We start from the raw sequence: 23,120 nt of genomic DNA, 5'->3' as shown, positions 1-23,120 counted from the left end.
GGTTCAGCCGGTGCGGGTCAGAGAGTCGGTGCGTCCGCGGGCGGAGGACTCGCTGCTGTGGTCGATGCGGATGTTCTTGACCGTGGTCCGGGTGATGCGCTCGCTCCCGTCCAGGATCGCGGAGATTGACGACGCCCGGATGAGGTGGGAGAGGCTTCCGATCATGCCTCCGGTGCGCTGGTGTAGGTATTTAGCCATCTTCACCAGGGTGTTCGGCTCGTGCCGGTGCAGGCGGAGGGTGTTCTCCATGGAGGCGATCAGGGACCGCCACTCGGTGTTGAGGGGGAAGGGGCTGGTGCGGATGAGGACGCAGCGTCCGGCGAGCTGCTTGCCGCGGATGCCGGTGAACAGCCCGGACTGTTCGACGTTGATGCCGGCATAGACGAAGGTCGCGGGCAGGTGCTCGGTGAAGTATTTGAGGTGGTCGGAGAGGTCTTCCCCGGCGATGGTGGCGTGGTTGAGCAGGTGGATCTCGTCGACCAGGACCAGGTCCGTGCGGGCCTCGATCAGCACCTGGCAGACGGCGCTGGTGACGTCGATGGTGTTGTGCCTCGGGCCGATCACGGGCAGGCCGAGGAACCGGGCGAACTCCATGGCGAGTTTGCGCGGGGAGCCTTTGGGCGGGGCGGTGATGTAGACGACCGGGATGCGGTCGCTTCCCGGGTAGCGCTGCCGGACGCGCAGTTCGTGCAGGCGGCCGAGCTGCTTGAGCGCGGTGGTCTTCCCGGTGGTCCATTCCCCGGAGACGATGAGTCCGCGGCGGGCGCCGTGCTCACGCTGGTTGAGCAGGGTCAGCAGCCGTCCCTGGTGGGCGATGTCCTTGACCGTGGACGTGCGCACGACCTGGAGTTCGGAGTGGTAGGCGATGCGGGCCTCGTCGTAGGCATCCCGCATTGGCGGACTTAGGGCCTGCCACTGCTCATCGGGCAGCAGCTCGAAGACGGCCGGGTCCTCTTCGACGAACCGGCGCCAGCCCTCCAGGCGCGTGGACGGGTCCGTGCGGTCCTCGCCGGGCTCCAGCATGTCCTCGCCGTCCGGCTCCGGGGTGTTCACCACCACCGTTCGGCCTCCTTGCGTGCGTCGAATATCTCCAGCGGGATCACATCGGCGAGTTCGTCCTCGTCCGTCTGCACCGGTTCGGCGGCGGGCTCTTCGGCCGGCTCGTCGGGCCGGGGCCAGGAAGGCTCGGCGGTGGCCCGGGTCCGGGCGGCGACCTTGCGTCCCCGGCGCGATGCGCGGGACGCTTTCGCGGGTTTGTCCTCCGGGCCGTCGGTGGCGCGATCCAGCAGGGCGACGGCGGCCTGGGCGATCTCGTCCTCGGTCGCCGGGTCGGTGCCGCGCTGGGCCAGGATGCGGCGAGCGTGGTCCCAGGCGAGTTCGCCCATCGGTGTCGGGGCGGTGCGAAGGTGCCGCCAGACGGCGGTGATCCAGCCGCCGTCGTGGTGGTTGCGCACCCAGACGCGGGAGATGTCGTAGGGGTCGTAGTGGACCTCCCAGCTCCGCCCGTCCGGGCCGGTGCCGGACGGCTGGCGGCGGAACGGGTTCAACTCCGCGCTGTCGTAGGTGCGGTGGCCCAGACGGACACCGTAGGAGTTGATGCGCCGCCGGCAGCGGGACAGCAGCTCGATGTACTCGTCCGGGCTGAGCGCGACCGGGACATGTCCGGCCGCCGCGACCAGAGCGGCGTACTTCTCGTTCGGAGTCAACGCCGTGCCGGGCATCAGCGGGTCCCGCAGCCCGTCGTGCGGCCGGTTCTGCCAGTGGACGATCCACTCCTGCAACAACTCCTGGAGCTGATGGATCGTCCAGACCGCCTCCGCGGCCGGATCACTGCCGCGGTGTTCGGTGCTGCGTCCCTTGTGGCCGGGCAGATGCTGGACGAACATCGAGGCCACCGAGCCCAGCGTCCGCTCGACATGCGGCTTGTCCGTCGGGGTGTCAGGGTGGGCAGGCTGGAAGGAGATCCCCAGCGCCTGACAGGCCGAGCGGAACGTGTCGGAGATATAGGCCTTGCCCCGGTCACAGACGATCGTCTCCGGCGTGATCACCGGAACGGCCGCCGCCTGGGCCAGCCGTTCGTCCAGCGCCATGAGCGAAGCGTGCGGCAGCACCGAGCGGGACATCCGCAAAGCGTCTGCCCAGCCCGGCCGGATCGGCTCCGGCGTCATCGCCCGCGCCAGCAGCAGCGCGGCATCCACGGCCTTCGTCGACGGCCGCAGCACCGCTGCGGCCAGCGTGCGGGTCGCGATGTCCACGATGCCGGTCAGTTCGACGGTGTCCACCGTGCCGTCGTCGTGCACGACCAGCACATCCAGCGGAGTCGAGTCGATCTCCATCACCTCGCCCGGCCGGGCCGCGGTCAGCTGGCCGAACATGCCGTCCGGCTGCTTGGCCAGCGAACGGCGGGTGCGGGCCGAACCCAGCGTGTGACGGCCGGAGGCGAGCGTCTTCAGCAGCCGGTAGAAGGCTGTGCGCGACGGCAACGGCACCACCCCGGGCCCGTGCTCAGACTCCAACTCGCGTTCCATCCGACGCCGCAGCACCTGTGCGGAGACCGTGGAACGGCCCGTCTGCTCGTCCACGACCCTGCGCAGGGCCTCGACCACCCGCCGGTCCGCGCGGCCCGTTCCGTCCGAGACGGCCCGCAGCCGCGGGTCGACCAGCCCCAGCACCCCCTCATCCTCGAAGCGGCGCCTCATCCTCTGGATCAGCGCCAGCGATGTGGCATGCCCGGCCGCAGCCAGTTCGGCAGCCTTGGTCAGCTCCCGCTGCCGCAGCGATTTCACCGAAGGGTCGTAATCGGCCCGCACCGTCCCCTGCGGATCGTCCAGCGGGCGGCCCGTGAGCATCTCCACCAGGTGCCGCTGCCACCACTCGGCTCGCTCGACCGCCTTGGCCGGAAGTCCCTCCAGCACCCCGGCGGCCGGGACCACCGTCCGCGCCGAGGCGGGGGTGACCACCTCGAAGCCGGTGGAGGACAGCAGATGGGCCAGCATCACCACGCTCGCCGACTGTGCCTCGTCAACCAGCCGGACCGCGGTCCCCTCCAGCGCCACCACCGTGTGCACACGTCCGTCGAACCGGACCAGGTCACCTGCTCGCAGCAGCCGCGGACGTGACGCCATTCCCGCTCCCTTCCTCTGCCATGCCGAGCCGGACACGCGAGTGAGCCGACAACAGCCCGGCCTCCAGATCCACGGCCAGGACCCGACGCCAGAGCAGGTGGAACAGCACCGGCAGCACCCCGATCTGATCACCCACCCGCCGGGCACCGGCCAGCAGCCCGCCGCCGTCGGCGAACACCTCCACCAGGCGGGCAGCGACCTGCGGGCGGTGCACTCGCGGATGCCGGTAGCCGCCCAGCCACCGCACGTTCGCCATCAGCACCGCCTCCGGCGTGCCCACCCGTTGGAAGTCCCAGCCCACCGCTCGGCAAGCCGCCGCCGTCACGGCGAACTTCGCCGCGTCATCCGGCTCGATCCGCTCATCCGGACGCACATCCACCACCAGGCCCGTGCCGTCGGCGCGGCGGACGAAGAAATCCGGCGTATGCCGCACCCGCTTCCCATCCGTGCTGGTCCACGACAGCCGGAACGGCTGCGACGCCATGCCCGTCACCAGCGGATCGAAGTCGAGCAGCATCAGACGGTCGCGCTCCAGCCACGACTCATAGCCCACATGCCCGCCGCAGGTCGCCGACCAGTACCAGCCGCACCAGTTGCCCTGGCGTCGGAAAGCCGGGAACCGGCGCTCGGGCTGTACCGACTCGAACCGCACCGGCCACAACCGGCTCAAAGGCCCCCGTTCGCGGACCCCGGCTGTGCTGACGTACTCCAGCTCGATGTCCTCCGCCGACAACTCATCCGCATCCATCCCGGGCCTCCGGTACGACATCGACCAGCCACTTCGACCGTAGAAGCGGGGTGACCGCCGTACCTACACAAGACCGGAACACTCCAGAACTTGCCCACACATGACCGGGACGCAACCGCACATGCCTACGGAAGAGCAGGACTGCCCACACATCGCGGAGACAGGACACAGAGACAGGACAACTGGCTCAGTCACAGTTGCGTGGAACACTATTGCAAGCATGCGCTTGCAATAGTTAGCGGGCGGGCGCAGTATGGGGGTATGGCATCACTCAACGTCGGCAATCTCGGTGAGTATCTGCGTGAGCAGCGGCGCAGTGCGCAGTTGTCGTTGCGGCAGCTTGCCGATGCCGCCGGGGTGTCCAATCCGTATCTGAGCCAGATCGAGCGCGGGCTGCGCAAGCCGAGTGCGGATATTTTGCAGCAGCTCGCGAAGGCGCTGCGGATCTCCGCCGAGACGCTGTATGTGCAGGCCGGGATGTTGGACGAGCGAGGGCGGGAGGAGCTGGAGACGCGTGCCGTCATCCTCGCCGATCCCTCGATAAACGAGCGGCAGAAGCAGGTGCTGCTCCAGATCTACGAGTCGTTCCGCAAGGAGAACGCGCTCGACGCGGAGAGCGCAGAAGGTACGGAGAGTACGGACGGTACGGAGACCACGGAGCGGGCGGCCGGTGCGGATGTCGCCGCTGCCGGGGGTCCCACGGCCGACGGCAGTGCTGCCACTCCACCCGCAAAACCCTCACACTGAACTGATCCGGGAGGACACCAGTCATGGCCATCGTGGATGACCTGCGCAAGACCCTCACCGACCCGACGCCTCTCTACTTCGCGGCCGGCACCGCCGACATCGCCGTGGAGCAGGCCAAGAAGGTGCCGGGCCTGATCGAGCAGTTCCGGGCCGAGGCTCCGGGGCGGCTGGAGGCCGTACGCAACTCCGACCCCAAGGCCGTGCAGGACAAGGTCACCATCCAGGCCCGGGAGGCCCAGGCGACCGTGCAGGCCAAGGTCAGCGAGGTGTTCGGCTCGCTGGACACCGATCTGAAGAAGCTGGGCGAGAGCGCCCAGGACCTGGCGATGCGGAGCCTGGGCATGGCCGCCGAGTACGCCGTACGGGCGCGGGAGACGTACGAGAAGGTCGCCGAGCGCGGCGAGCAGACCGTACGGACCTGGCGTGGCGAGAGCGCCGAGCAGATCACCGAGATCGCCGTCGCCGTCGAGCCCGAGCCGAAGCGCGAGCCCAGGACGCACGAGTCCAGGACGCAGTCGAAGGCCACGTCCCGGCCGGCGCCGAAGAGTGAGCCGAAGGCCGCGCCGAGGCACAGCGAGACCAAGGCCGCGCCCAAGCCCGCCACGGCCAAGAGCACCACCGCCGCCAAGCCGGTCACGACCACGGCCGCGGCCAAGAAGACCGCCCCGCGCAAGACGACGACGGCCAAGAAGAGCACTCCGCCGTCCGCCAAGTGAGCCGAGCGGCAGCGCCGGCGGCCGGCAGCCCCGGCCGAACAGCGGCCGGCGGTCCCGAAGCGTAACGGGCCGGGCACCTCACGGGTGTCCGGTCCGTTGTCCAGGTACCTTGGCGTACGGGCCGCGAGATATCTCATCCACCCACGGGGTCATCCACCTACCAGGCAGGCGGTGTCAGCATGTTGCTCTCGGGTTTCGGCACATTCCTCTGGCTGCTCAATCTGGCGATGCTCGCCCTCGCCGTCGTCGCGCTGTTCCTCTCCGCGACGGCCCGTGAGGACGCCTACCGGGCCGCCGACAAGCAGACCAAGAAGTTCTGGCTCATCATCCTGGGGATCACGGTCGCCGTGAACCTCCTCGTGCCGATGCTGTTCCTCCAGATCGCCGGGCTGGTCGCCACGATCGTCTTCATGGTCGACGTACGGCCCGCCATCCACCAGATCTCCGGCGGCGGACGCCGTGGCGGCGGTTCCAGCAGCGACGGTCCTTACGGTCCGTACAACGGCGGGCGCTGAGACGGCAAACGCTGAGGCAGCAAAGAGGGAAAATCGTTGATCCCGGCGGATCCCCGGTGGATCGATCACGCGCCGCCGCGGCCCAGCAGCAGCACCGCCACATCGTCGGTCAGTTCGCCGCCGTTCAGCTCCCGCGCCTGAGCGACCGCCGACTCCAGCAGATCGTCGCCGGTCAGCCCGCGCGCGAGCTGCGCGTTGATCATCTCGACCATGCCGTCCTGGCCGAGACGCCGCGTGGCGCCGGGCGCCGCCCGGCCCTCGATCAGGCCGTCCGTGTACAGCATCAGTCCCCATGACGCGCCCAGCTCCACCTGCCTGCGCGGCCAGCGCGCCCGCGGCAGCAGTCCCAGCGCCGGGCCGCCCTCCTCCTCGTACGGGAGCAAGTGCGCCGCCCGCCCGTTCCGGGTGATCAGCGGCGAGGGATGACCGGCCAGACAGAGCCCGGCCCGCCGCCCGTCCGGCGTGATGTCGACCGTACAGAGCGTCGCGAAGATCTCCTCGCTCTCCCGCTCGTGCTCCAGCACCTGCTGGAGCGTGGAGAGCAGCCGGTCGCCGCAGAGTCCCGCCAGCGTCAGCGCGCGCCAGGCGATCCGCAGCTCCACGCCGAGCGCCGCCTCGTCGGGCCCATGGCCGCAGACGTCGCCGATCATCACATGTACGGTGCCGTCCGGCGTGCGGACCGTGTCGTAGAAGTCGCCGCCGAGCAGGGCCCGCGATCTGCCGGGCCGGTAGTGGGCGGCGAAGGTCAGATCCGAGCCCTGGAGCAGCGGAGTGGGCAGCAGACCACGCTCCAGCCGCGCGTTCTCCTGTGCGCGCAGCCGGGACTCGGTGAGCTGGCGCTGTGCGATGTCCGCCCGCTTGCGCTCGACCGCGTACCGGATGGCACGGCTCAGCAGCCGCCCGTCCAGTTCGCCGCGGAAGAGATAGTCCTGCGCACCGGCCCGTACGGCGCCCGCCGCGCGCTCGACATCGCCCTCCGCCGCCAGCGCGAGCACGGCATGGCGAGGCGCGAGCCGCAGTACGCGTTTGAGCGGGGCCAGATCGTCGCTGTCGCCGGAGCCGGGAAGGGCGAGGTCCACGAGGATGCAGTCGATGTCGTCCGTGAGCAGCCGCTCGGCCTCGGTGAGATTACGGGCCGTACGGATCCGGACGCGGGTGCCGGCGCCCTCCGGCAGCTCCGGAGCCGTGAACGTGCCCGCCGGGTCGTCGTCGATCACCAGCAGCGTGAGATCGCCGCCCTCGGTGGTCTTGCCGCCCTTGGCGCCTTTGGTGGTCTCGCTGCTCTCTGTGGTCTCGTCGCTTCCTGTGGTCGCGGCGCTCTCGGCGGCGGGCCGCCTCTCCACGGTCGAACCTGTGCGCTGGTGCGGTACGGGTACCGGTACGGGTGCCGACATCGGTCTGGGTTTCCTTCCCTCCCCCCGAGGGCGCGGGTGGCACGACGATCGACGTTCCACCAGACGGGGACCATAGCGTTAGCTCCCGCCCCAGTGGAATGGCATAAGGATGAAGAGCCACCGTCATATGCCGCCTGCCACACCGCATCCGTCGCGATTCGGGCATCGGTGGCCATGACATACATCACGTATGGCCTGGCCGCCGCTCTCTCCGTCACACGTGGAGCATGCGAGGCAGACCAGTGGAACAGCCATGGAACACCCGTCAAGCGCCCATGAAGCAGCCGTGAGGCGGCCTTGGTTCACGCGTGAGACCACATGCTCCTATGACCTCGTACATATGAGGTCATAGGAGGCCGTACGAGGCCCTAGGAGGCCGTACGAGGCCCTAGGAGGCCCTAGGAGGCCATGCATACGTGTACGGGGTCGTACGAGGGCATATGCGTACGGGATCTACTTGTCCGGGGGGATCTACTTGTCCGGGCGTACGACTCCGAGGATCTCCATCGAGCCCGCGCCCGCCAGCGTCACATTCCGCCCGGGCCTCGGCGCGTGCACGATCGCGCCGTCGCCGATGTACATCGCCACATGGCTGGCGTCCTGGTGGTAGATGATCAGATCACCGGGCCGCATATCCTTCACCGCGATCCTCGGCAGCAGCCGCCACTGCTCCTGCGAGGTACGCGGGATGGGCCGGCCGGCCGCCGCCCAGGCCTGTGAGGTCAGCCCTGAGCAGTCGTACGAGGACGGTCCCTCCGCGCCCCAGACGTACGGCTTGCCGATCTGCGCCGTCGCGAAGGCGATCGCCTTCTTGCCCACCGCGCTCGCCTGGCGGTTGATGTCCGTGACCGCGCCCGAGCCCAGCCAGGCGGACTGCGCCCTGAACGCGGCGTCGCTCTCCAACTGTGCCAGCCGCGCCCGTTCCTCCTTCTCCAGGCTCGCCTCGAGCTTCTTGGCGGCGGAGATCTGCTTGGTGATCTCCTTCTTCGCCTTCTGCTTCTTGACGCGGTTGGCTTCGAGCTGCTCCCACTGCGTGCTCGCGTCCACGGTGTAGGCCTTCAAGTCCTCCTGCGCCGTGGTGAGTTCGGCGATGAGATCCTTGGTGGCCTTCTGGCCCTGCTGTATTCGTCCTACGCCGTCCAGGAAGAGCTGCGGATCGTCGGTGAGGATGAGCTGCGCCTCGGGCGGCAGCCCACCGCTGCGGTACTGCGCGCGGGCCGCGGCGCCCGCCTGGTCCTTGAGCGCGTCGATCCGCAACTGGCCCTGCACGAGGTCCTCGGCCAGCGAGACGACCTCGGCGGACTGCTTCTTGGTCTGCTCGTCGGCGAGGTTGTACGCGTCGGTCGCGGACGCGGCCTTCTGGTAGAGACGGTCTATCTCTTTGCGTACGTCGTCGAGGGACTTCCCGTCCCGCGTGACCGCGCCTCCGGTGACCGACGAGACGCCCGGCGGGAGTTCGACCGGCGGCGGAGGAACGGCGGGCGGGGACGGCGCGTTGAGAGCGGCCGGCGCGGCGTTGGGAAACACCGGCGCGGGAGGCGGCATCGGCGCCGCGTACGCGTGGTTCAGCAGATTCGGCGACGCCAGGACGGCCAGGGCGCACACCACGGTGATCGCGGCAGCGGCACTGCGACGTCGGTTCACAAGCTCCCCCTCCGAACCAGCCGGGCCGCCCGCCCAGTTGGTCTAAAACGGCTCAAAACGCTCTTTCGTCGCCTAGCCGACTTACCGTCAGCAAGTGCTGTCGTCGTCGCGATCGTGTCATGTCCTCCGGCAAAGGGACAGAGGGGTCCCGCACCTCACAGGACTCATTCACCCCACTGTGGACGAACGGGCACCCAATGGTGTTCCCGTGGTCACATCCCGTTGCCCGGACCACCCGAACGAGGCGCCGGCACCACGGCAGAACCGGACCTGGCCGCGGCTTTTGATCCGGACCCGGACCTGGCCTTGGAGCCGGACCCGGCCTTTGACCCGGATCGGGTACCGGCCCCGGACCGAGGCGCCAGCGCCGCCCACTCCACCGTCACCTCGCCCTGCCGCCACCGGCGCGTGTCGTCCATGAGCGGCCAGCCGGCCGCCAGTTCCCGTACGGCCCTGACCCAGCGCTGCCGCGCGCCGAGCGACGCGTACGGAGCCGCCGCCGCCCACGCCCGGTCGAAGTCGCGCAGGAACGCGTGGACCGGCTCGCCCGGCACATTGCGGTGGATCAGCGCCTTGGGCAGCCGTTCCGCCAGATCGGACGGCCGGTCGAGCGAGCCGAGCCGCGTCGCGAAGGTGACCGTACGCGGTCCCTCCGGGCCGAGCGCCACCCAGACATGCCGTCGGCCGATCTCGTCGCACGTGCCCTCCACCAGCAGCCCGCCCGGCGCGAGCCGCGCGCACAGCCGCGCCCAGACCGCGGCGACCTCGCCCTCCTCGTACTGCCGCAGCACATTGGCCGCCCGTACGAGCACGGGCCGTACGCCGTCGCCGCCGTCCAGCGGCAGCTCGAAGCCGCCGTGCCGGAAGCGGAGCCCGTCACGCTCGTACGGGAGGGCGGCGGCGACCCGGGCCGGCTCGATCTCGATCCCGACGACCTCGGTCCGGGGATCGGCCGTACGCAGCCGCCGCAGCAGCTCGACCGCGGTCCAGGGCGCGGCTCCGTACCCGAGATCCACCACGACGGGCGCGCTCGCCGAGCGACGGAGGGCCGGTCCGTGTACGGCGGTGATCCAGCGGTCCATACGGCGCAACCGGTTCTGGTGCGTGGTGCCACGCGTCACGGTGCCCACCGGACGGGACGGGCTCGACGGGCGGGACGAGCGGGACGGCGAGACCGGGGGCACCATGGGACGAGGGTAACGACACGCCGTAACGGCGGGACGTACGGCGAGGGCAGGACGTACGACCTACCACCTACGGCGACGCCGACGGCCGCGCATACGACAACGGCGCAGCGCACACCGCTTTCCGAGGGTTGAGCCGCTCAACCCACCCGAGGGTTGAGCCATTCACCCCTGAGGGTTGAGCCGTTCACCGTAATGATTTGGCAAAGTGGAAATGGCGGCGGAAATGCAGGAGCCCATTCCGCTGTTGAGGGCCTCGGAGGGACCGCACACCCTCCTCTTCGCCGTGCCCCGAGCGGCTCCCCGAGCGAGAGGCCGTAGACGTGAGCCAGTACGTGTCCCGTATCGCCGGCACGTTCACAGGACCGGCTCGACCGCCCCGTCTCCGCCTCCCCGGCCAGCACCGCCGGCCACGGCGGATCGCCATGCTCAGCGTCCACACCTCGCCGCTGCACCAGCCGGGCACGGGCGACGCGGGCGGGATGAACGTCTATATCGTCGAGCTGGCCAAGCGCCTGGCCGCCATCGACATCGAGGTGGAGATCTTCACCCGTGCCACCGCCGGCGGTCTGGATCCCGCCGTGGAACTGGCTCCCGGTGTGCTCGTACGGCATGTCGACGCCGGCCCGTACGAAGGCCTGGCCAAGGAGGATCTGCCCGCGCAGCTCTGCGCCTTCACGCACGGTGTGATGCAGGCCTGGGCGGGCCACCGGCCCGGCTACTACGACCTCGTCCATTCCCACTACTGGCTCTCCGGCCATGTCGGCTGGCTCGCCTCCGACCGCTGGGGCGTCCCGCTCGTACACGCCATGCACACCATGGCGAAGGTCAAGAACGCCGCGCTCGCGGAGGGCGACAGGCCCGAGCCCGCGGCCCGTGTCATCGGCGAGACCCAGATCGTGCGCGCCGCCGACCGGCTGATCGCCAATACGGCGGAGGAGGCCGGCGAACTCGTCCGTTTCTACGACGCCGAACCGGCGAAGGCGGCCGTCGTCCATCCCGGGGTGAATCTGGACTGTTTCTGTCCGGCTGACGGCCGCGCCGCCGCGCGGGCCCGGCTCGGGCTGCCGCGCGACGCGTTCATCCCGCTCTTCGCGGGCCGTATCCAGCCGCTGAAGGCGCCGGATGTGCTGCTGCGGGCCGTGGCGGTACTTCTCGACCAGCTTCCGTCGCTGCGCGGGAGGCTGGTCGTACCGGTCGTCGGCGGTCCGAGCGGTACGGGACTGGCCAAGCCGGAAGGGCTCCAGAAGCTCGCCGCGCGGCTGGGCATAGCGGATGTGGTGCGGTTCCGGCCGCCGGTCGGCCAGGACCGGCTGGCGGACTGGTTCCGCGCGGCGTCCGTGCTGGTCATGCCCTCGTACAGCGAATCCTTCGGCCTTGTCGCGATAGAGGCCCAGGCGACGGGCACGCCGGTGGTGGCCGCGGCGGTGGGCGGACTGCCGGTGGCGGTACGGCACGGCGAGACCGGCTTCCTGGTGTCCGGCCATGATCCGGAGGCGTACGCGCGGGTGCTGCGGGAGTTCGTCGACCATCCGGAACTGGTCGACCGGATGGGCGCGGCGGCCTCGCGCCACGCCGAGTCCTTCGGCTGGGACACGGCCGCCTCGGCGACGGCGGACGTGTATCTGGCCGCCCTGCACGATCACCGCCGTCGCGTACGCTCGCACCATGGCTGACGTACGGCGGACCGAGGCGCAGCGGGCCGAGGAGCGGGCCGGGCAGCGGGTCGAGGAACGGGCCGCCGAGGAGCGGGCTGGACAGCAGGCCGAAGAGCGGGCCGCCGGGCAGCAGGCCGAGGAGCGGGCTGGACAGCGAGCCGCCGGGCAGCGGCCCGGGCAGCGGGCCGACGATCAGGTCGCGGACGCGAACTGCGTCATCGTACGGACACTGACCTGCGCCGAGCTGACATGGGAGAGCCCGGCGGCCGGCTCGTACGTCGTCACTCTGCCCGGCACCCGCAAGCTCTCCACCACCTGCTCCCTCCTCGTCGGCCGCCACGCGCTCTCCGTCAACGCCTTTGTGATCCGTCGCCCGGACGAGAACGCCGAGGGCGTCCACCGCTGGCTGCTGGAGCGCAACCTCAAGCTGTACGGCGTGAGTTACGCGGTCGACCGCCTCGGCGACATCTATCTGACCGGCAAACTCCCGCTGGCCGCCGTCACCGACGACGAGATCGACCGGCTGCTGGGCTCGGTGCTCGAAGCGGCGGACGGTGCCTTCAACACTCTGCTGGAGCTGGGATTCGCGAGCGCGATCCGCAAGGAGTACGCCTGGCGGGTGTCCCGTGGCGAGTCCACGCGGAATCTGGACGCGTTCGCCCATCTGACCCGGAACCCGTCGGCCTGAGTTCCGCCTGAGGTCCCGCCTGAGTTCCGTCTGAGTCGTGGCACGACTCTTCCCTGCCGCTCGTACGGCATGTCATGCTCACCCGCAGACGCACATCTGAACGTCGTTCATATATGTGGAGGAGCGTTATGGGCTACGGACAGCAGCAACAGTCGCCGCGCGCGGTCGGGAGGCGAACACTGCTGGGCAGCGCTGTCGCCGTGGCCGCCGCCGGGTTGACGACCACCGAAGCGTCAGCAGCGCCCGCGACACCCGGCGCGCCCCGCACGCCCCACGCACCCCGTACCTCTGCGCTCTGGCGCGAGTTCGCCGAGTCGCCGTACACCCATCCGCAGATCCCGTACGTAGGGAAGGCCGGGCAGCGCGCGGGCGCCGACCGCTTCCCGCGGCACCGCGTCGTCGCCGATGTCCGCGCGTACGGCGCCAAGGGCGACGGTTCCGTGGACGACGCGCCCGCGATCAACCGTGCCCTCGCCGCTGCCGGAGAACGCGGCGGGGGCACGGTCACCATCCCGCCCGGCACCTACCGCATCGACGACGTGATCCGGATCGCCCACAGCGATGTCGTCCTGCGTGGCGCGGGCAGCGGCCGTACCAAGCTCTACGCGACGAAGAGCCTCACCGAGCTGATCGGTCCGTACGGCAGCCGCTACGGCGGCGACAAGTCGAGCTGGTCCTGGGCCGGCGGGCTCATCTGGCTCTGTCCGCAGGAGCGTTGGGACTCGCTCACCTCCGCCATCAAGGAGCGCGCCTGGCCCTTCGAGGGCTGGACGGGCAACAAGCGCGACGAGTGGCGCACACTCACCGGCGTCGGCCGCGCCCGGCGCGGCGACCGGAGCGTGACCGTCCAGGACGCCTCCGCCGCCTCCGCCGCCTCGAAGCTGAGGCGCGGACAGCTCGTGCTGCTCCGGCTCGTGGACGACGCGGACCACACTCTCCTGGAGCACATGGCGGGCGGCGGACCGGGCACCGAGGCGTACGACTGGGACGCCATGACCAAGCTGACGTCGTACGTTCCGTACGAGTGGCCGGTACGCGTCATGTCCGTACACGGCAGAAAGGTCACGCTGGAGCGACCGCTCCCGCTGGACGTACGCCCGGAGTGGGACCCGCGCCTGACCACGCTGGTCACACCGCTGACCGGCTCGGGCGTGGAGGGCCTGACGCTGGAGGCGGCCGAGACGCCGCAGTCCGCGCATCTGCTGGACAAGGGATACAACGGAGTCGCGTTCCAGTGCGCGTACGACTGCTGGGCCGACGATGTCGTCGTACGCCATGTCGACAACGGCTTCGGACTGATCGCCGCGTCCGCCTGCACCCTGAGCCGTACGCGGGTCGCGGGCCGTGGTGCGCACCATCCGTACTACTGCCGCGAGGGCTCGCACGACAATCTGATCGAGGACTTCGTCATCGAGCGCCGTACGGTCCCGGCGCCAGCGGGCACACAGCTCCACGGCATCAATGTCGAGGGCCTGTCCAGCTACAACGTGTGGTCGCGCGGGCTGATGGAGATGGGCACGTTCGACACGCACCGCGGGATGCCGTTCGCGAACGTACGGACGGAGATCACGGTCACCAACGACGGCCGCCACGGCGGCGACGCGATCGCGGGACCGCTGTACGGGGCGCGGTTCACACACTGGAACGTCACCGTCACCAACGAGCGCGCGGGCCTGATCAAGATCGACGGGATCGCTCCGTACAGCGCGACGGCGGGAATCAGTGAGGTCCGCGAGTTCGACCAGATCGACGTACCGGACTTCACGGGCGAGCTGCACACGAGGCTGGAGGTGTACGGCCGCCCTGAGGACATCAGACCGCGCAACTTGTACGAGGCGCAGCGCGGGGTGCCTTCTTAAACGCGGGGTGCCTTCTTGAACATCGAGCTCTTCAAACATCATCGAGCTCTTCAAACATCAAGGCGGAGGTACGGCATCGATTCACTCGATCGAAGTGAGCGATCTTGAAAGCCCTTCCGCCGCAGCGCCGGGCCTGGAAGATCGGTTGGGCCGCCCGCAACGGGTGGTCCACACCTCATCGACCAGAGAACGGATTCCGACAACATGGCTGAAGCGCTCAAGTACGGCGACCGGATCCACCTGCAGAACGCGTACAGCAACTGGGGCGGTGGCTACCTCGACACCAACGGCCACAGCTCCGCCACCGGCGGTGTCTACGGCGTTTCCACCGCCGACAGCCCGAACCGGGGCGCGGGCACCGGCACCTGGGAGGTCGCCTCCGCCGACGGCAAGACCGCCGGCACGCCGGTCGCCAGCGGAGACCTGATCACCCTGCGCAACCTCTACTCGGCCGGCAGCTACCTGGACACCAACGGGCACGCCGCCGCGGAGCAGAAGAAGGCCGGCGCCAAGTACGACGTCTCCACCGCCAAGAACGCCGACCGCGGCACGGGTACCGCCGAGTGGCGGATCTTCGCCCAGACCTCCGACCCGCAGGACACCGTCGTCCACATCGGGGACACCGTCCACCTGTGGAACGTCTACGGCGGCAACGGCGGATTCCTGGAGACCAACGGCGGCGGCCCTGCCGGCGGCAAGTACGACGTGTGCACCAACGCCTACTACAACCGCGCCGCCAACGTCGCCGACTGGCGCATCTCCCGCGCCTGAACCACCGTCCTGCTCCTGCTCCTGCTGCTGGGACCGCACCGGCACGCCGGCCCGGTCGGTCCCACCAGCAGGCCTACATATGCGGCTGGATCGACCCGTCCCCCTGCACGCCTTCCCAGGCCGAGGGCCCGTAGACGACCTCGGTGACGGTTTCCTCGTCATGTTTCGTACGCCTGACGACCAGGGCCCCGCTGTCGTGCAGAAGGTACCGGTAGCGCACCGCGTCCTCGTCCTCGTACGAGACGACACGGCTGGACGGTTCGAGACCCGGCGGGATCGCTGCCGGAAGCATGGTGACGTGGACTGTCATGAATCGACTGTACGTCCGGTGACTGTTTGGGGAGCGTATGCGGGCTTATGCCCGGTCGGGGTCGGGTCGTCCGATGTACCCAAAGGAATCGTGCTCGGTGAGCGGGCTCCGGCCGTCGAGATGACCTTTCCTGTTGTGGAAAGGGGAGTTTCTTGACCCCTGGGCCATGGCCTCGCGAACATTGCACGGTACAGACGACTTGAGGGGGCAAGGATGTTGCGGAAACTTTCCGAAGATCCTGGCTGTGTGAACGGATCATGCCCTGCCTTATGGGCTACCGAGGATGCCGAGGGCTATGTGGTCCAGGGCTACGTCATCGCAGATCCTGAGAGGCTGGCACAGCTCGACCTGCCTGAAGGGGAAGCGGCCGTGCTGGTTCCGGCCGCTATGTTGGAGGGGTATTTCCGTGCTCAAAGGTGAGCAGTTCGGCCAGCTTTTTGCGGCCTTTCGACAGACGGCGTTCCGTCTGGAGACGCTGAGCGCGTACGACGTGGAAGACGAGAGGGGCGAATTCGCAGCGTTCCTGGCGGGCGAGCCGATGCCACCCGAGTGGAGCGACAACCCGTGGGTGCGATCCATGACCGATCTCGGAAAGTCCGTCTCCCGCGTGCATGTACTCCGCTCACCGCTGACGGATTATCTTCGCTACGAACTCGCCGCGTACCCCGGCAACATCACGGCCGGCGAGTCCATCGGGATCATCGACCTGGCACAGCAGGAGGTTCCAGGGCTGCCCGACCATGACTTCTGGTTGTTCGACGACGCCGAGGTCTACCGCATGCATTACACCGAAGGTGGACAGTTCCTGGGGGCCGAGCTGCTTCCGCCGGACCGGCTGGCCGAGTACCGGAAGTATCAGGACGTCGCCGAGGCGCACGCTGTGCCGTTCTCGGAGTACCGGAGTCGACCGCACTGAGTCACCAGAATCAGCAGACCGAGTTGGGAACGACCCTGCGGGCACTGAGGACGGCGTCGGGACTGACGGCCGAGACAGTGGCCCGTAGGGCCGCCATGTCTGCTGGAAAGCTGTCGAAGATCGAGACCGGCAAGGTGCGGCCGAACGTCACCGATGTTGAATTGATCCTCACGGCTGTCGGCGTGTCGGGTGAAGCCAAGGCAGGGCTTCTGGAAGCGGCGCGGGCCGACGCGACCGAGACCACGGCGTGGCGCGAGCTGCGCAGGTTGGGGCACTGGAAACACCAGCAAGCGATCGAAGCGGTCGAAGCACGGACAACGGTGCTCAAGTTGTTTCAGGGCCAAGCCATCCCGGGTCTGCTTCAGACACCCGAGTATGTGTCCGCCGTGTTCTCCCGGTCGCGCGAACTTCCGGACGAGGCCAAGGCCAGGACGATCGCCGCCCGGCTGGCGAGGCAGACCGCACTGTACGAACCCGGCCGCTCCTTCCGCTTCCTCGTCTGCGAGCACGTTCTGCGATGGCTGATCTGTGAACCGGTTGTCATGGCCGTACAACTCGACCGGCTGGTGTCACTGTCCCGTCTCCCCAACGTCTCGCTCGGTGTGGTCCCTCTGGCGGGCCGGATGCCGGACTTTCCCATGACCTGCTTCAGCCTCTTCGACGACCGGCTGGTGAAGGTCGAGACGTTCCACGCGGAGGTTACGACCAGCGAACCGCGAGACGTGCAGATTTACGCAGAAACGTTCGAACGATTCGCGTCGGTGGCGCTCTACGGAACTGAAATGCGAGCCCTGGTCGAGGGTATTCGCGACGAATTCTTTCGTGATCGGGAAAGATACTAGAGCCGCTTCCCTCCCAGTCCGACGATGAGTTGTGCACCGGATTCCGGTCCGGTCCGGCTCACGAACAACGGTCGGCAATTCCAAGGGAGGAACCATGGCGCAGTACCAGTTCAGGGCGGCTGCCGCATGCGGCGGACCCTGTACCGAGGGGTGCGTGGAGGTGGCGACGAACGTGCCCGGCATCGTCGCCCTCCGGGACACCAAGACCGAGGCGGTCATGCAGTTCACGCCGCAGGAGTGGAGCGACTTCCTGGTCGGCGCCAAGGGCGGAGAGTTCGACGTCACGGCCTGACCCGGAAGGACCGGCGGCCCTCGGCTCTCGGCCCGTGTGCGGGGGCCGGGGGCCGAGAGCCGCTTTCTGTTCCGTAGAAGCCGCTTCCCGTTCCGTGGAAACAGGAATGCCCGTCCCCCGGTGATGCCCGTCCCTCGGTAAAGACAGGAATCCCGTTGCACCACCATGGCTATCTCTGGGCGGGGGCGAAAGCGCGTTTCGATACGGAGAACATCCGGCGGCCCGCTTCATTCCTGGCGGAGCCGGCGCCAACCAGCCCCCTGGACGTTCTGGAACGGTATCGCCAGGCCGTCGCCGAATTCCCGGTGACGGACGTGCCACCGATCGAGACGGAACTGTGGCTGATGAAGCCGTCCAAGCTGATCCGAGGTACATGGGAGGAACCGAAGGAGGCGGGGAAGTGGCTGGGCGGACAACTCGCCGAGTACGCTCCACGGTTCGCGTCGGACCAGGACAGGGATCCGGCACGGCTGACCCTGCGTGTCGCCTCGGTAGTTGAACGCCTGGCGGCCGGCGGAGATGTATCACTCGGGTACTACCTGGGCCGGCCCAACTTCCTGAGCCTGGCTGTGGTGACGTGCTGTCCGAACCGCGCGGCCCCGGATCTCGGCTGCCCTGCGTCTCAGGCCGCGGGCCCATGGACGGCCCGCGGGCTCATGGACGGCCGTCGGTGACGGTGACCTCCTACGTGATGCCGGTGAAGGAACCACCATGCTCGGTGAGCGGGATCCGGCCGTCGAGATAGCCGTACAGACCGGCGGCGGGGTACTCGATGATGTCCTCGGGCAACGCATGCACGGAGAACCACCGGAGCCCGAGACACTTCTCGGGCTCCCGGTTCTCGGGCTCGCCCTCCCACTCGGTGGCCTCGAAGAAGAAGCCGATGCGCGTGACGTCGGGCGACTGCTGGTGATGCACGGTGTGTACGAGCCGCAGCCGCGCGGGATCGACCCGTACGCCGGTCTCCTCGTACAACTCCCGCGCGGCCCCGCCCCGCAAGGTCTCCCCGTGGTCGAGCTTTCCCGAGGGCATGTGCCACCGCCCGTACCCGTACGGCCCGCCGCGCTGCGAGAGCAGAAGCTTGTCGCCGCGCAGGAAGACATGCGTATCGATCACGGGCGCGGCGGGTGCGGGCGGGGCGGGTGCGGGCTCACCGGGTGCGGGCGGGGCGGGCCGTACGGGTGCGGGCGCGGGCTCGCTGGTCGCCGGGGCTTTCCTCCCGCGGTCTGTCATTTCCATGGCGCGCTCCTTCTGTCGGGCGCCCGCAGCCGCCCGGGGACTGCCCCCGGCCTGCGGCCGGCATGAAGGGTGGCGGGCGGGGGCAGCCGTTGGGCCTCTCCCAACTGGCATGGGAGGTGGGAGAGTTGCGCCGTTTTCGGGTACGGATCTGCCGAGAAGCCGACCCGGATGGCGACGCACAGCGACGGTAGCGTTACGCGATGGGCTGTGGCAAGGGTGCACCGGTTGGTTTTACGACGAGGAGCCTCTCGCTGGTTGGCGAGAGGCTCCAGGTGCGGGTGTGCGGGTGTGCGCTTCAGAGGGCGAAGTGGTCGAACTCGCCTGCTTTGACGCCCTTGATGAAGGCGGCGAATTTGGTGGGGCTGGTGGTGGTGACGGTGTCGGGGGCGTCGCTCTCGCGTATGAGGATCTCGCCGCTGTGTTCGGCAACCTCGACGCACTGCGGTCCGTTGCCGGAGAACGATGATTTCTGCCAGCGGATCTCTCTGCTCATGCCTCTGTCTCTCACAGGTCTCGTGCGATGTGATGGATGAAGCTGCGCGACTCATCAGGCTCCAGAGAGGCCTGCTCGGCAAAGTCGAGCAGCGTTCGATTATTCTCCAACTCGGTGACGGCATCAAGGAAGAGGTCGCCGTAGCCGCTGTCGATGTGAACGCTGTCGAGCTGCGGGATGGCTCCGCCCGCGTACAGCACGGTCCGGGTGAGATCGATGAAGTCTTCGTTGGTGAACGGGATGATCCGAAGCATTACCTCCGGCCGTTCGGACATCCTGATGAGGTGATCAAGCTGTTGACGTGCAACCTTCCGCCCGCCGATGCGCATTCGAAGGGCGGCCTCGTGCACGATGGCTTCCACTTCTGGAGGATTCTCGCGCTCAAGGATGGACCGCCGCCTCATGCGGTGCTCAAGTCTCGCTTGCACTTCGTTGGCGGGGAGCTTCGGACGCCCGCTGTCGAACAGTGCCCGAGCGTGATCCTCTGTCTGTAGGACGCCCGGGAAAGTAACTGGTTGTAGATACCGCAGATATTTCGCGTGGTGCTCCAGCTCGGCGATGTCCAGGAAGCTGGGCGGGAGGACGCCGCGATACTCGTCCCACCAGTGCTGGCCCCGGTGTTCGCGCGCGATCGCGCAGAGCGCTTCGATCAACTCGGCGTCGTCACAGCCGTAGAAGACCGCCAGCTTGCGGATCCGTTCCTCGCTGATGCCGTTACGGCCCGATTCGATGTGGCTGATCCTGGCCTGGTCCGTCGAGAGGAGGCCGGCCGCGTCGCGGGCCGTTTTGCCCGCCCGGTCGCGCAGCTTCCGCAACTCTCCACCAAGGCGAGCTTGGCGTGCGGTCGGATTGTCCCTTGGTGGCATGTCACCTTCCTTGTCTCGGCTCAGTGTTACGCGTAACAGTGCCATGGTCCACCCACTGTCACCCAAATGAGGTACCAGGGTAGACCGGTGCACACATGTGCTCTACGGTCGTCCCAGCACCGCGTCGCACGTCAGTAAGACCGAAGTGCAGCCGCAGGGGGACGTCTTGAGGCGTGCTCAGATTCGGCGGCCATTGCCACGCATGGCGGGCATCGCGGGTACACACCGCGTTGGGAGACGATGACATGACTGCTGAGAGCACGCTGGTTCCTCCTCTGTCGCCACCACCACCTTCCAGGTCCAACGGCCAGTCCTACCGGCTGGTTGTGCCGAATTCGGCGTGTGCGCCGAGGATCGCGCGGGACTTCGTCGGGTCGTTACTCCACATCACCGACCATCCCGCCCTCGCCGACGACGCCCGCCTCTGCGTGACCGAAGTCGTCACCAACTCCCACCGCCACACCGACTCATGGCAGATCCAGGTCGATGTGACGGTCCGTCGGAGGGAAGTGACGGTGTACGTCGAGGACAACGAGCCGCGAGCCCTGCCCGTACCGGGTGGGAGTGACGCCGGAGACGCTGAACATGAGCACGGTCGCGGCCTTCTGCTTGTGGAGAACCTCTCTGTCGGGTGGGGGATGACGATCTACGGGGGCTGCACGCCGGAGTCGAAGGTCGTCTGGTTCACACTCGCCGAGGCTGAGACCGAGGCCGGGACTGGGGCCGGGGCCGGGGCCGACAGTGCGGCCGATGGCGGGGCGGGCGCGTAGTGGAGCCCGTAACTGACCCTGTTCTGTGGGGAGTCGTGTCCATCGTCGTCAGTGTGACCGTCATAGCCGTGGGTGTGCTCTACGCGTCGATGGCGACCGCCGATCCTCTCGATCCCCTCGAACTTCCGGTGCCGGTGGATACGGAGGAGGGCTTCACGTACACCTGCCACTGCTACCGGGATCCCGTACGCGTGACCATCCGGTGATCGAGATGATCGAAGGAGGCACTTTTATGTTGCCGGACACCACCGTTTGACTCCCTTGTCGTAGTCGTAACGTCTGACGTTACGATTCCTTCCGGCAACCGGAGGAGAGCGTGGGGTGAGGGGCCGGTGAGTGCCAACAGCAGACTGACGATCGCGGCCCACGCCCTGGCGTGGATGGAGCTGAACAGCAAACGCTACGGCCGCGAGATTGCCACCTCGGAACAGATCGCGGGGAGCGTCAACACCAATCCCGTGGTCATCCGGCGCCTGCTCGCCGAGCTGCGCAAGGCGGGACTCGTGGAGAGTCGGCGCGGGGCAGGTGCGGGCTGGACGCTGGCGCGCGAGCTGAAGTCCATAACCCTGCTGGACGTGTACGAGGCCGTCGAGCCCGGCGCGCTGTTCGCGCTGCACCGGGCCACACCGAACCAGGAGTGCCCGGTGGGCTTCGGGATCCGGCCGACGATGCAGGGCATCTACGCCGGAATCGAGGAGACCGTGCGGACGGAACTGGCCCGCACCACGGTCGCCGACGTGCTCCGGGGTGTGCTGGCGGCCCGTTAGACAGGCGTGTTCTTCGCCCGCCGAGAGACGCGGGTGCGGGTTACGACCGAGGGGTAGTCGGGCCGAACCGGCAGGTTTGGTGTGGCGTGGGGGCCGCCCCTCTGTTTTTGATTGTGGCGGGGTCGTGCCGGGCGTCAAGGGCGCTCCTTCGTCGCGTCGGCTGCGCCGATTGCGCTGCGCTCCACCCTTGACACCCGTCCCGCCCCCGCTGAAGGCAGGTGGGAGGGGCGGCCCGGGGGAGGGGTCCCCGGGGGGCTCAGATATGGGTGCCGGTCTCTTCCCGGCCTGCGGGCCGGTGGGTGGTCTGCGCGGCAGTGGAATGGGGCGGTGACGGCACCGGCTCAGCGACTGACCGTCCGCTGCTTGCCGAGGTTCAGGACCGTGTCTGAGCTGAGTGGGTGGAGGGGTGGGCGGGGTCGTTGGGAAGGTAAGTGGGCCTGTGCGGGCTGTCGATGCGTCCTGAGGACGGGTTATCGCTACTGAGGACACAAGACCGGCCTCGGAGGACTCTCAACGGGAAGACAAATAGGGGCATATGGCATTACCCGGATGCGCCTTGAACCGGCCGGCGTGATAGATCCCGGCGCCCGCTCTGTTGTGCGAGCGGCACGGCGAGTCGGGCTCGGCGGCGCAGCGGGGGCAGGGGGGGCGGTTACGCGTCTGGGCGGGTGCCGCGTGTGGCGCCTGCTGATGCGGCCACCACGCACAGCACCGCGATCCACTGCGACCAGTGCAGCGACTCCTGGAGCACGATGAGGCCGATGAGGGCCGCCATCGCCGGTTCGAGGCTCATCAGGATGCCGAACACGCGCGGTGGGATCCTGCGCAGTGCTTCCAGATCCAGCGAGTACGGGATCACCGACGACAACAGCGCCACGCCGAGTCCCGCGACCAGGACCCACGGCTGAATCAGCGCCGTACCGCTGTCGGCCACGCCGAACGGCACAGCCACCAGTGCCGCGACGGCCATTCCCAGAGCCAGACCATTGCCTTCCGTGGTGTGGCGGCCCAGCGCCGCGCCGACCAGGATGTACAGGCCCCAGCACGTTCCTGCGGCGAGGGCGAACAGAAAACCGACAAGGTCGAGGTCGCCGCGTCCCTCCATCAGCAGGACCACACCGCCTGCCGCGAGCACGGCCCAGAAAGCGTCCAGCCATCGCCTCGACCCGGCCAGGGCCACCGCCAGCGGCCCGAGGAACTCGATGGTCACCGCGATCCCCAGCGGGAGCCGGGCCAGTGCCAGGTAGAAGCACAGGTTCATCAAGCCGAGAATCACGCCGTAGCTGAGCACCACTGTCCACGCGCGACGTTTCATGCGCAGCGACGGCCGCCACAACAGCATCAGCACCACCGCCGCGAAGAACAGCCGCAACGCGACTGTCCCGAAGCTGCCCACCGCGCTGAACAGGTGCTTGGCCAATGCCGAGCCCACCTGAACGCTGACGATGCCGAGCAGTACCAGTGCCGTTGGCGGGATCGCGGCGAAGGTACGTCCGGCCAGTCCGGTCAGGGAGGACGGGCCGCGTTTGGTCCTGTCGACGTTCGAGGTGGCCACGCGTGGAGTATCAACGACCGG

General features: G+C 68.5%; 23 protein-coding genes and 1 pseudogene. 13 read left to right on the top strand and 11 right to left on the bottom strand.

Annotated features, from left to right (window positions below; all coding sequences use genetic code 11):
• Positions 1-3 precede the first annotated feature (3 nt).
• From ACFV6H_RS36725 to ACFV6H_RS36715, 3 genes are read right to left on the bottom strand one after another with little or no spacing between them, the layout of a single operon-like run.
• Positions 4-1,059, bottom strand: coding sequence for a TniB family NTP-binding protein (locus ACFV6H_RS36725; RefSeq protein WP_385551089.1), 1,056 nt, complete (start codon positions 1,057-1,059; stop codon positions 4-6).
• The gene (locus ACFV6H_RS36720; protein ID WP_385551087.1) at positions 1,050-3,125 is read right to left on the bottom strand and encodes a Mu transposase C-terminal domain-containing protein; all 2,076 of its coding nucleotides are present in this window, start codon (positions 3,123-3,125) and stop codon (positions 1,050-1,052) included. Before ACFV6H_RS36720 ends, ACFV6H_RS36725 begins: the two co-directional genes overlap by 10 nt.
• Complete coding sequence (locus ACFV6H_RS36715) at positions 3,091-3,873, bottom strand: TnsA-like heteromeric transposase endonuclease subunit (protein WP_385551085.1); 783 nt, start codon at positions 3,871-3,873, stop codon at positions 3,091-3,093. Before ACFV6H_RS36715 ends, ACFV6H_RS36720 begins: the two co-directional genes overlap by 35 nt.
• A gap of 261 nt (positions 3,874-4,134) precedes the next feature.
• Here ACFV6H_RS36715 and ACFV6H_RS36710 point away from each other — a divergent pair, with 261 nt between their 5' ends.
• From ACFV6H_RS36710 to ACFV6H_RS36700, 3 genes are all read left to right on the top strand, one after another.
• On the top strand, positions 4,135-4,620 hold the full coding sequence (locus ACFV6H_RS36710) for a helix-turn-helix domain-containing protein (protein WP_385551083.1): 486 nt from the start codon (positions 4,135-4,137) through the stop codon (positions 4,618-4,620).
• A gap of 23 nt (positions 4,621-4,643) precedes the next feature.
• Positions 4,644-5,336, top strand: coding sequence for a hypothetical protein (locus tag ACFV6H_RS36705; protein ID WP_384791683.1), 693 nt, complete (start codon positions 4,644-4,646; stop codon positions 5,334-5,336).
• A 179-nt stretch (positions 5,337-5,515) separates the two neighbouring features.
• Positions 5,516-5,851: a DUF2516 family protein gene (locus ACFV6H_RS36700; RefSeq protein ID WP_066951427.1), complete on the top strand. Its 336-nt coding sequence runs from the start codon at positions 5,516-5,518 to the stop codon at positions 5,849-5,851.
• 65 nt (positions 5,852-5,916) lie between these two features.
• Here the strand turns inward: ACFV6H_RS36700 and ACFV6H_RS36695 are convergent, their stop codons facing one another.
• The 3 genes and pseudogenes from ACFV6H_RS36695 to ACFV6H_RS36685 form a co-directional block, all read right to left on the bottom strand.
• Positions 5,917-7,245, bottom strand: coding sequence for a PP2C family protein-serine/threonine phosphatase (locus ACFV6H_RS36695; protein WP_385551081.1), 1,329 nt, complete (start codon positions 7,243-7,245; stop codon positions 5,917-5,919).
• Positions 7,246-7,716: 471 nt separating this feature from the next.
• Entirely contained in the window at positions 7,717-8,889 is a 1,173-nt protein-coding gene (locus ACFV6H_RS36690; protein ID WP_385551079.1) for an NlpC/P60 family protein, read from the bottom strand.
• A gap of 353 nt (positions 8,890-9,242) precedes the next feature.
• Positions 9,243-10,076 (bottom strand): annotated as a pseudogene (locus tag ACFV6H_RS36685) (class I SAM-dependent methyltransferase); the annotation flags it as partial.
• 320 nt (positions 10,077-10,396) lie between these two features.
• On the opposite strand from ACFV6H_RS36685, the gene mshA reads away from it, so the two are divergent.
• From mshA to ACFV6H_RS36665, 4 genes are all read left to right on the top strand, one after another.
• A complete protein-coding gene (gene mshA / locus ACFV6H_RS36680) occupies positions 10,397-11,749 on the top strand; it encodes a D-inositol-3-phosphate glycosyltransferase (RefSeq protein WP_385551077.1) in 1,353 nt (450 codons plus the stop codon).
• 199 nt (positions 11,750-11,948) lie between these two features.
• On the top strand, positions 11,949-12,419 hold the full coding sequence (locus tag ACFV6H_RS36675; protein ID WP_385551103.1) for a YbjN domain-containing protein: 471 nt from the start codon (positions 11,949-11,951) through the stop codon (positions 12,417-12,419).
• A 128-nt stretch (positions 12,420-12,547) separates the two neighbouring features.
• Positions 12,548-14,278: a glycosyl hydrolase family 28-related protein gene (locus ACFV6H_RS36670; protein WP_385551075.1), complete on the top strand. Its 1,731-nt coding sequence runs from the start codon at positions 12,548-12,550 to the stop codon at positions 14,276-14,278.
• 204 nt (positions 14,279-14,482) lie between these two features.
• Entirely contained in the window at positions 14,483-15,049 is a 567-nt protein-coding gene (locus tag ACFV6H_RS36665) for a hypothetical protein (RefSeq protein ID WP_384791701.1), read from the top strand.
• A gap of 73 nt (positions 15,050-15,122) precedes the next feature.
• Here ACFV6H_RS36665 and ACFV6H_RS36660 read toward each other — a convergent pair whose 3' ends face one another.
• The gene (locus tag ACFV6H_RS36660; protein WP_384791704.1) at positions 15,123-15,359 is read right to left on the bottom strand and encodes a hypothetical protein; all 237 of its coding nucleotides are present in this window, start codon (positions 15,357-15,359) and stop codon (positions 15,123-15,125) included.
• 406 nt (positions 15,360-15,765) lie between these two features.
• On the opposite strand from ACFV6H_RS36660, the gene ACFV6H_RS36655 reads away from it, so the two are divergent.
• The 3 genes from ACFV6H_RS36655 (at position 15,766) to ACFV6H_RS36645 (ending at position 17,409) form a co-directional block, all read left to right on the top strand.
• Positions 15,766-16,275 (top strand): DUF6879 family protein, encoded by a 510-nt coding sequence (locus tag ACFV6H_RS36655; RefSeq protein ID WP_385551072.1) that lies wholly within the window; start codon positions 15,766-15,768, stop codon positions 16,273-16,275.
• A gap of 23 nt (positions 16,276-16,298) precedes the next feature.
• Positions 16,299-17,117 carry a helix-turn-helix domain-containing protein gene (locus ACFV6H_RS36650; protein WP_385551070.1) on the top strand — a complete coding sequence of 273 codons (819 nt, stop codon included), beginning with the start codon at positions 16,299-16,301 and terminating at the stop codon, positions 17,115-17,117.
• Positions 17,118-17,211: 94 nt separating this feature from the next.
• Positions 17,212-17,409: a DUF397 domain-containing protein gene (locus ACFV6H_RS36645; RefSeq protein ID WP_385551068.1), complete on the top strand. Its 198-nt coding sequence runs from the start codon at positions 17,212-17,214 to the stop codon at positions 17,407-17,409.
• Positions 17,410-18,093: 684 nt separating this feature from the next.
• On the opposite strand, the gene ACFV6H_RS36640 is transcribed toward ACFV6H_RS36645, so the two are convergent.
• From ACFV6H_RS36640 to ACFV6H_RS36630, 3 genes are all read right to left on the bottom strand, one after another.
• Entirely contained in the window at positions 18,094-18,648 is a 555-nt protein-coding gene (locus tag ACFV6H_RS36640; protein ID WP_385551066.1) for an NUDIX domain-containing protein, read from the bottom strand.
• Positions 18,649-18,943: 295 nt separating this feature from the next.
• On the bottom strand, positions 18,944-19,141 hold the full coding sequence (locus ACFV6H_RS36635; RefSeq protein WP_385551064.1) for a DUF397 domain-containing protein: 198 nt from the start codon (positions 19,139-19,141) through the stop codon (positions 18,944-18,946).
• A gap of 11 nt (positions 19,142-19,152) precedes the next feature.
• Entirely contained in the window at positions 19,153-20,007 is an 855-nt protein-coding gene (locus ACFV6H_RS36630) for a helix-turn-helix domain-containing protein (protein WP_385551062.1), read from the bottom strand.
• Between the two features lie 245 nt (positions 20,008-20,252).
• Between ACFV6H_RS36630 and ACFV6H_RS36625 the strand changes: the two genes are divergently transcribed.
• The 3 genes from ACFV6H_RS36625 to ACFV6H_RS36615 all read left to right on the top strand — a co-directional run bounded on the left by ACFV6H_RS36625 (position 20,253) and on the right by ACFV6H_RS36615 (position 21,544).
• Positions 20,253-20,777: an ATP-binding protein gene (locus tag ACFV6H_RS36625; protein ID WP_385551060.1), complete on the top strand. Its 525-nt coding sequence runs from the start codon at positions 20,253-20,255 to the stop codon at positions 20,775-20,777.
• Between the two features lie 35 nt (positions 20,778-20,812).
• Positions 20,813-20,983, top strand: a complete 171-nt coding sequence (locus ACFV6H_RS36620; protein ID WP_385551058.1) for a hypothetical protein — start codon at positions 20,813-20,815, stop codon at positions 20,981-20,983.
• Between the two features lie 126 nt (positions 20,984-21,109).
• Positions 21,110-21,544 carry an Rrf2 family transcriptional regulator gene (locus ACFV6H_RS36615; protein WP_384982830.1) on the top strand — a complete coding sequence of 145 codons (435 nt, stop codon included), beginning with the start codon at positions 21,110-21,112 and terminating at the stop codon, positions 21,542-21,544.
• Between the two features lie 652 nt (positions 21,545-22,196).
• Here the strand turns inward: ACFV6H_RS36615 and ACFV6H_RS36610 are convergent.
• Entirely contained in the window at positions 22,197-23,099 is a 903-nt protein-coding gene (locus tag ACFV6H_RS36610; RefSeq protein ID WP_385551055.1) for a DMT family transporter, read from the bottom strand.
• Positions 23,100-23,120: the final 21 nt, after the last annotated feature.

Origin of the sequence: Streptomyces sp. NPDC059743 (genome assembly GCF_042732975.1) — a bacterium.
Lineage (GTDB): Bacteria > Actinomycetota > Actinomycetes > Streptomycetales > Streptomycetaceae > Streptomyces.
The sequence above is the reverse complement of the archived record's forward strand: the minus strand, read 5'-3'. Positions and strand labels throughout refer to the sequence as shown.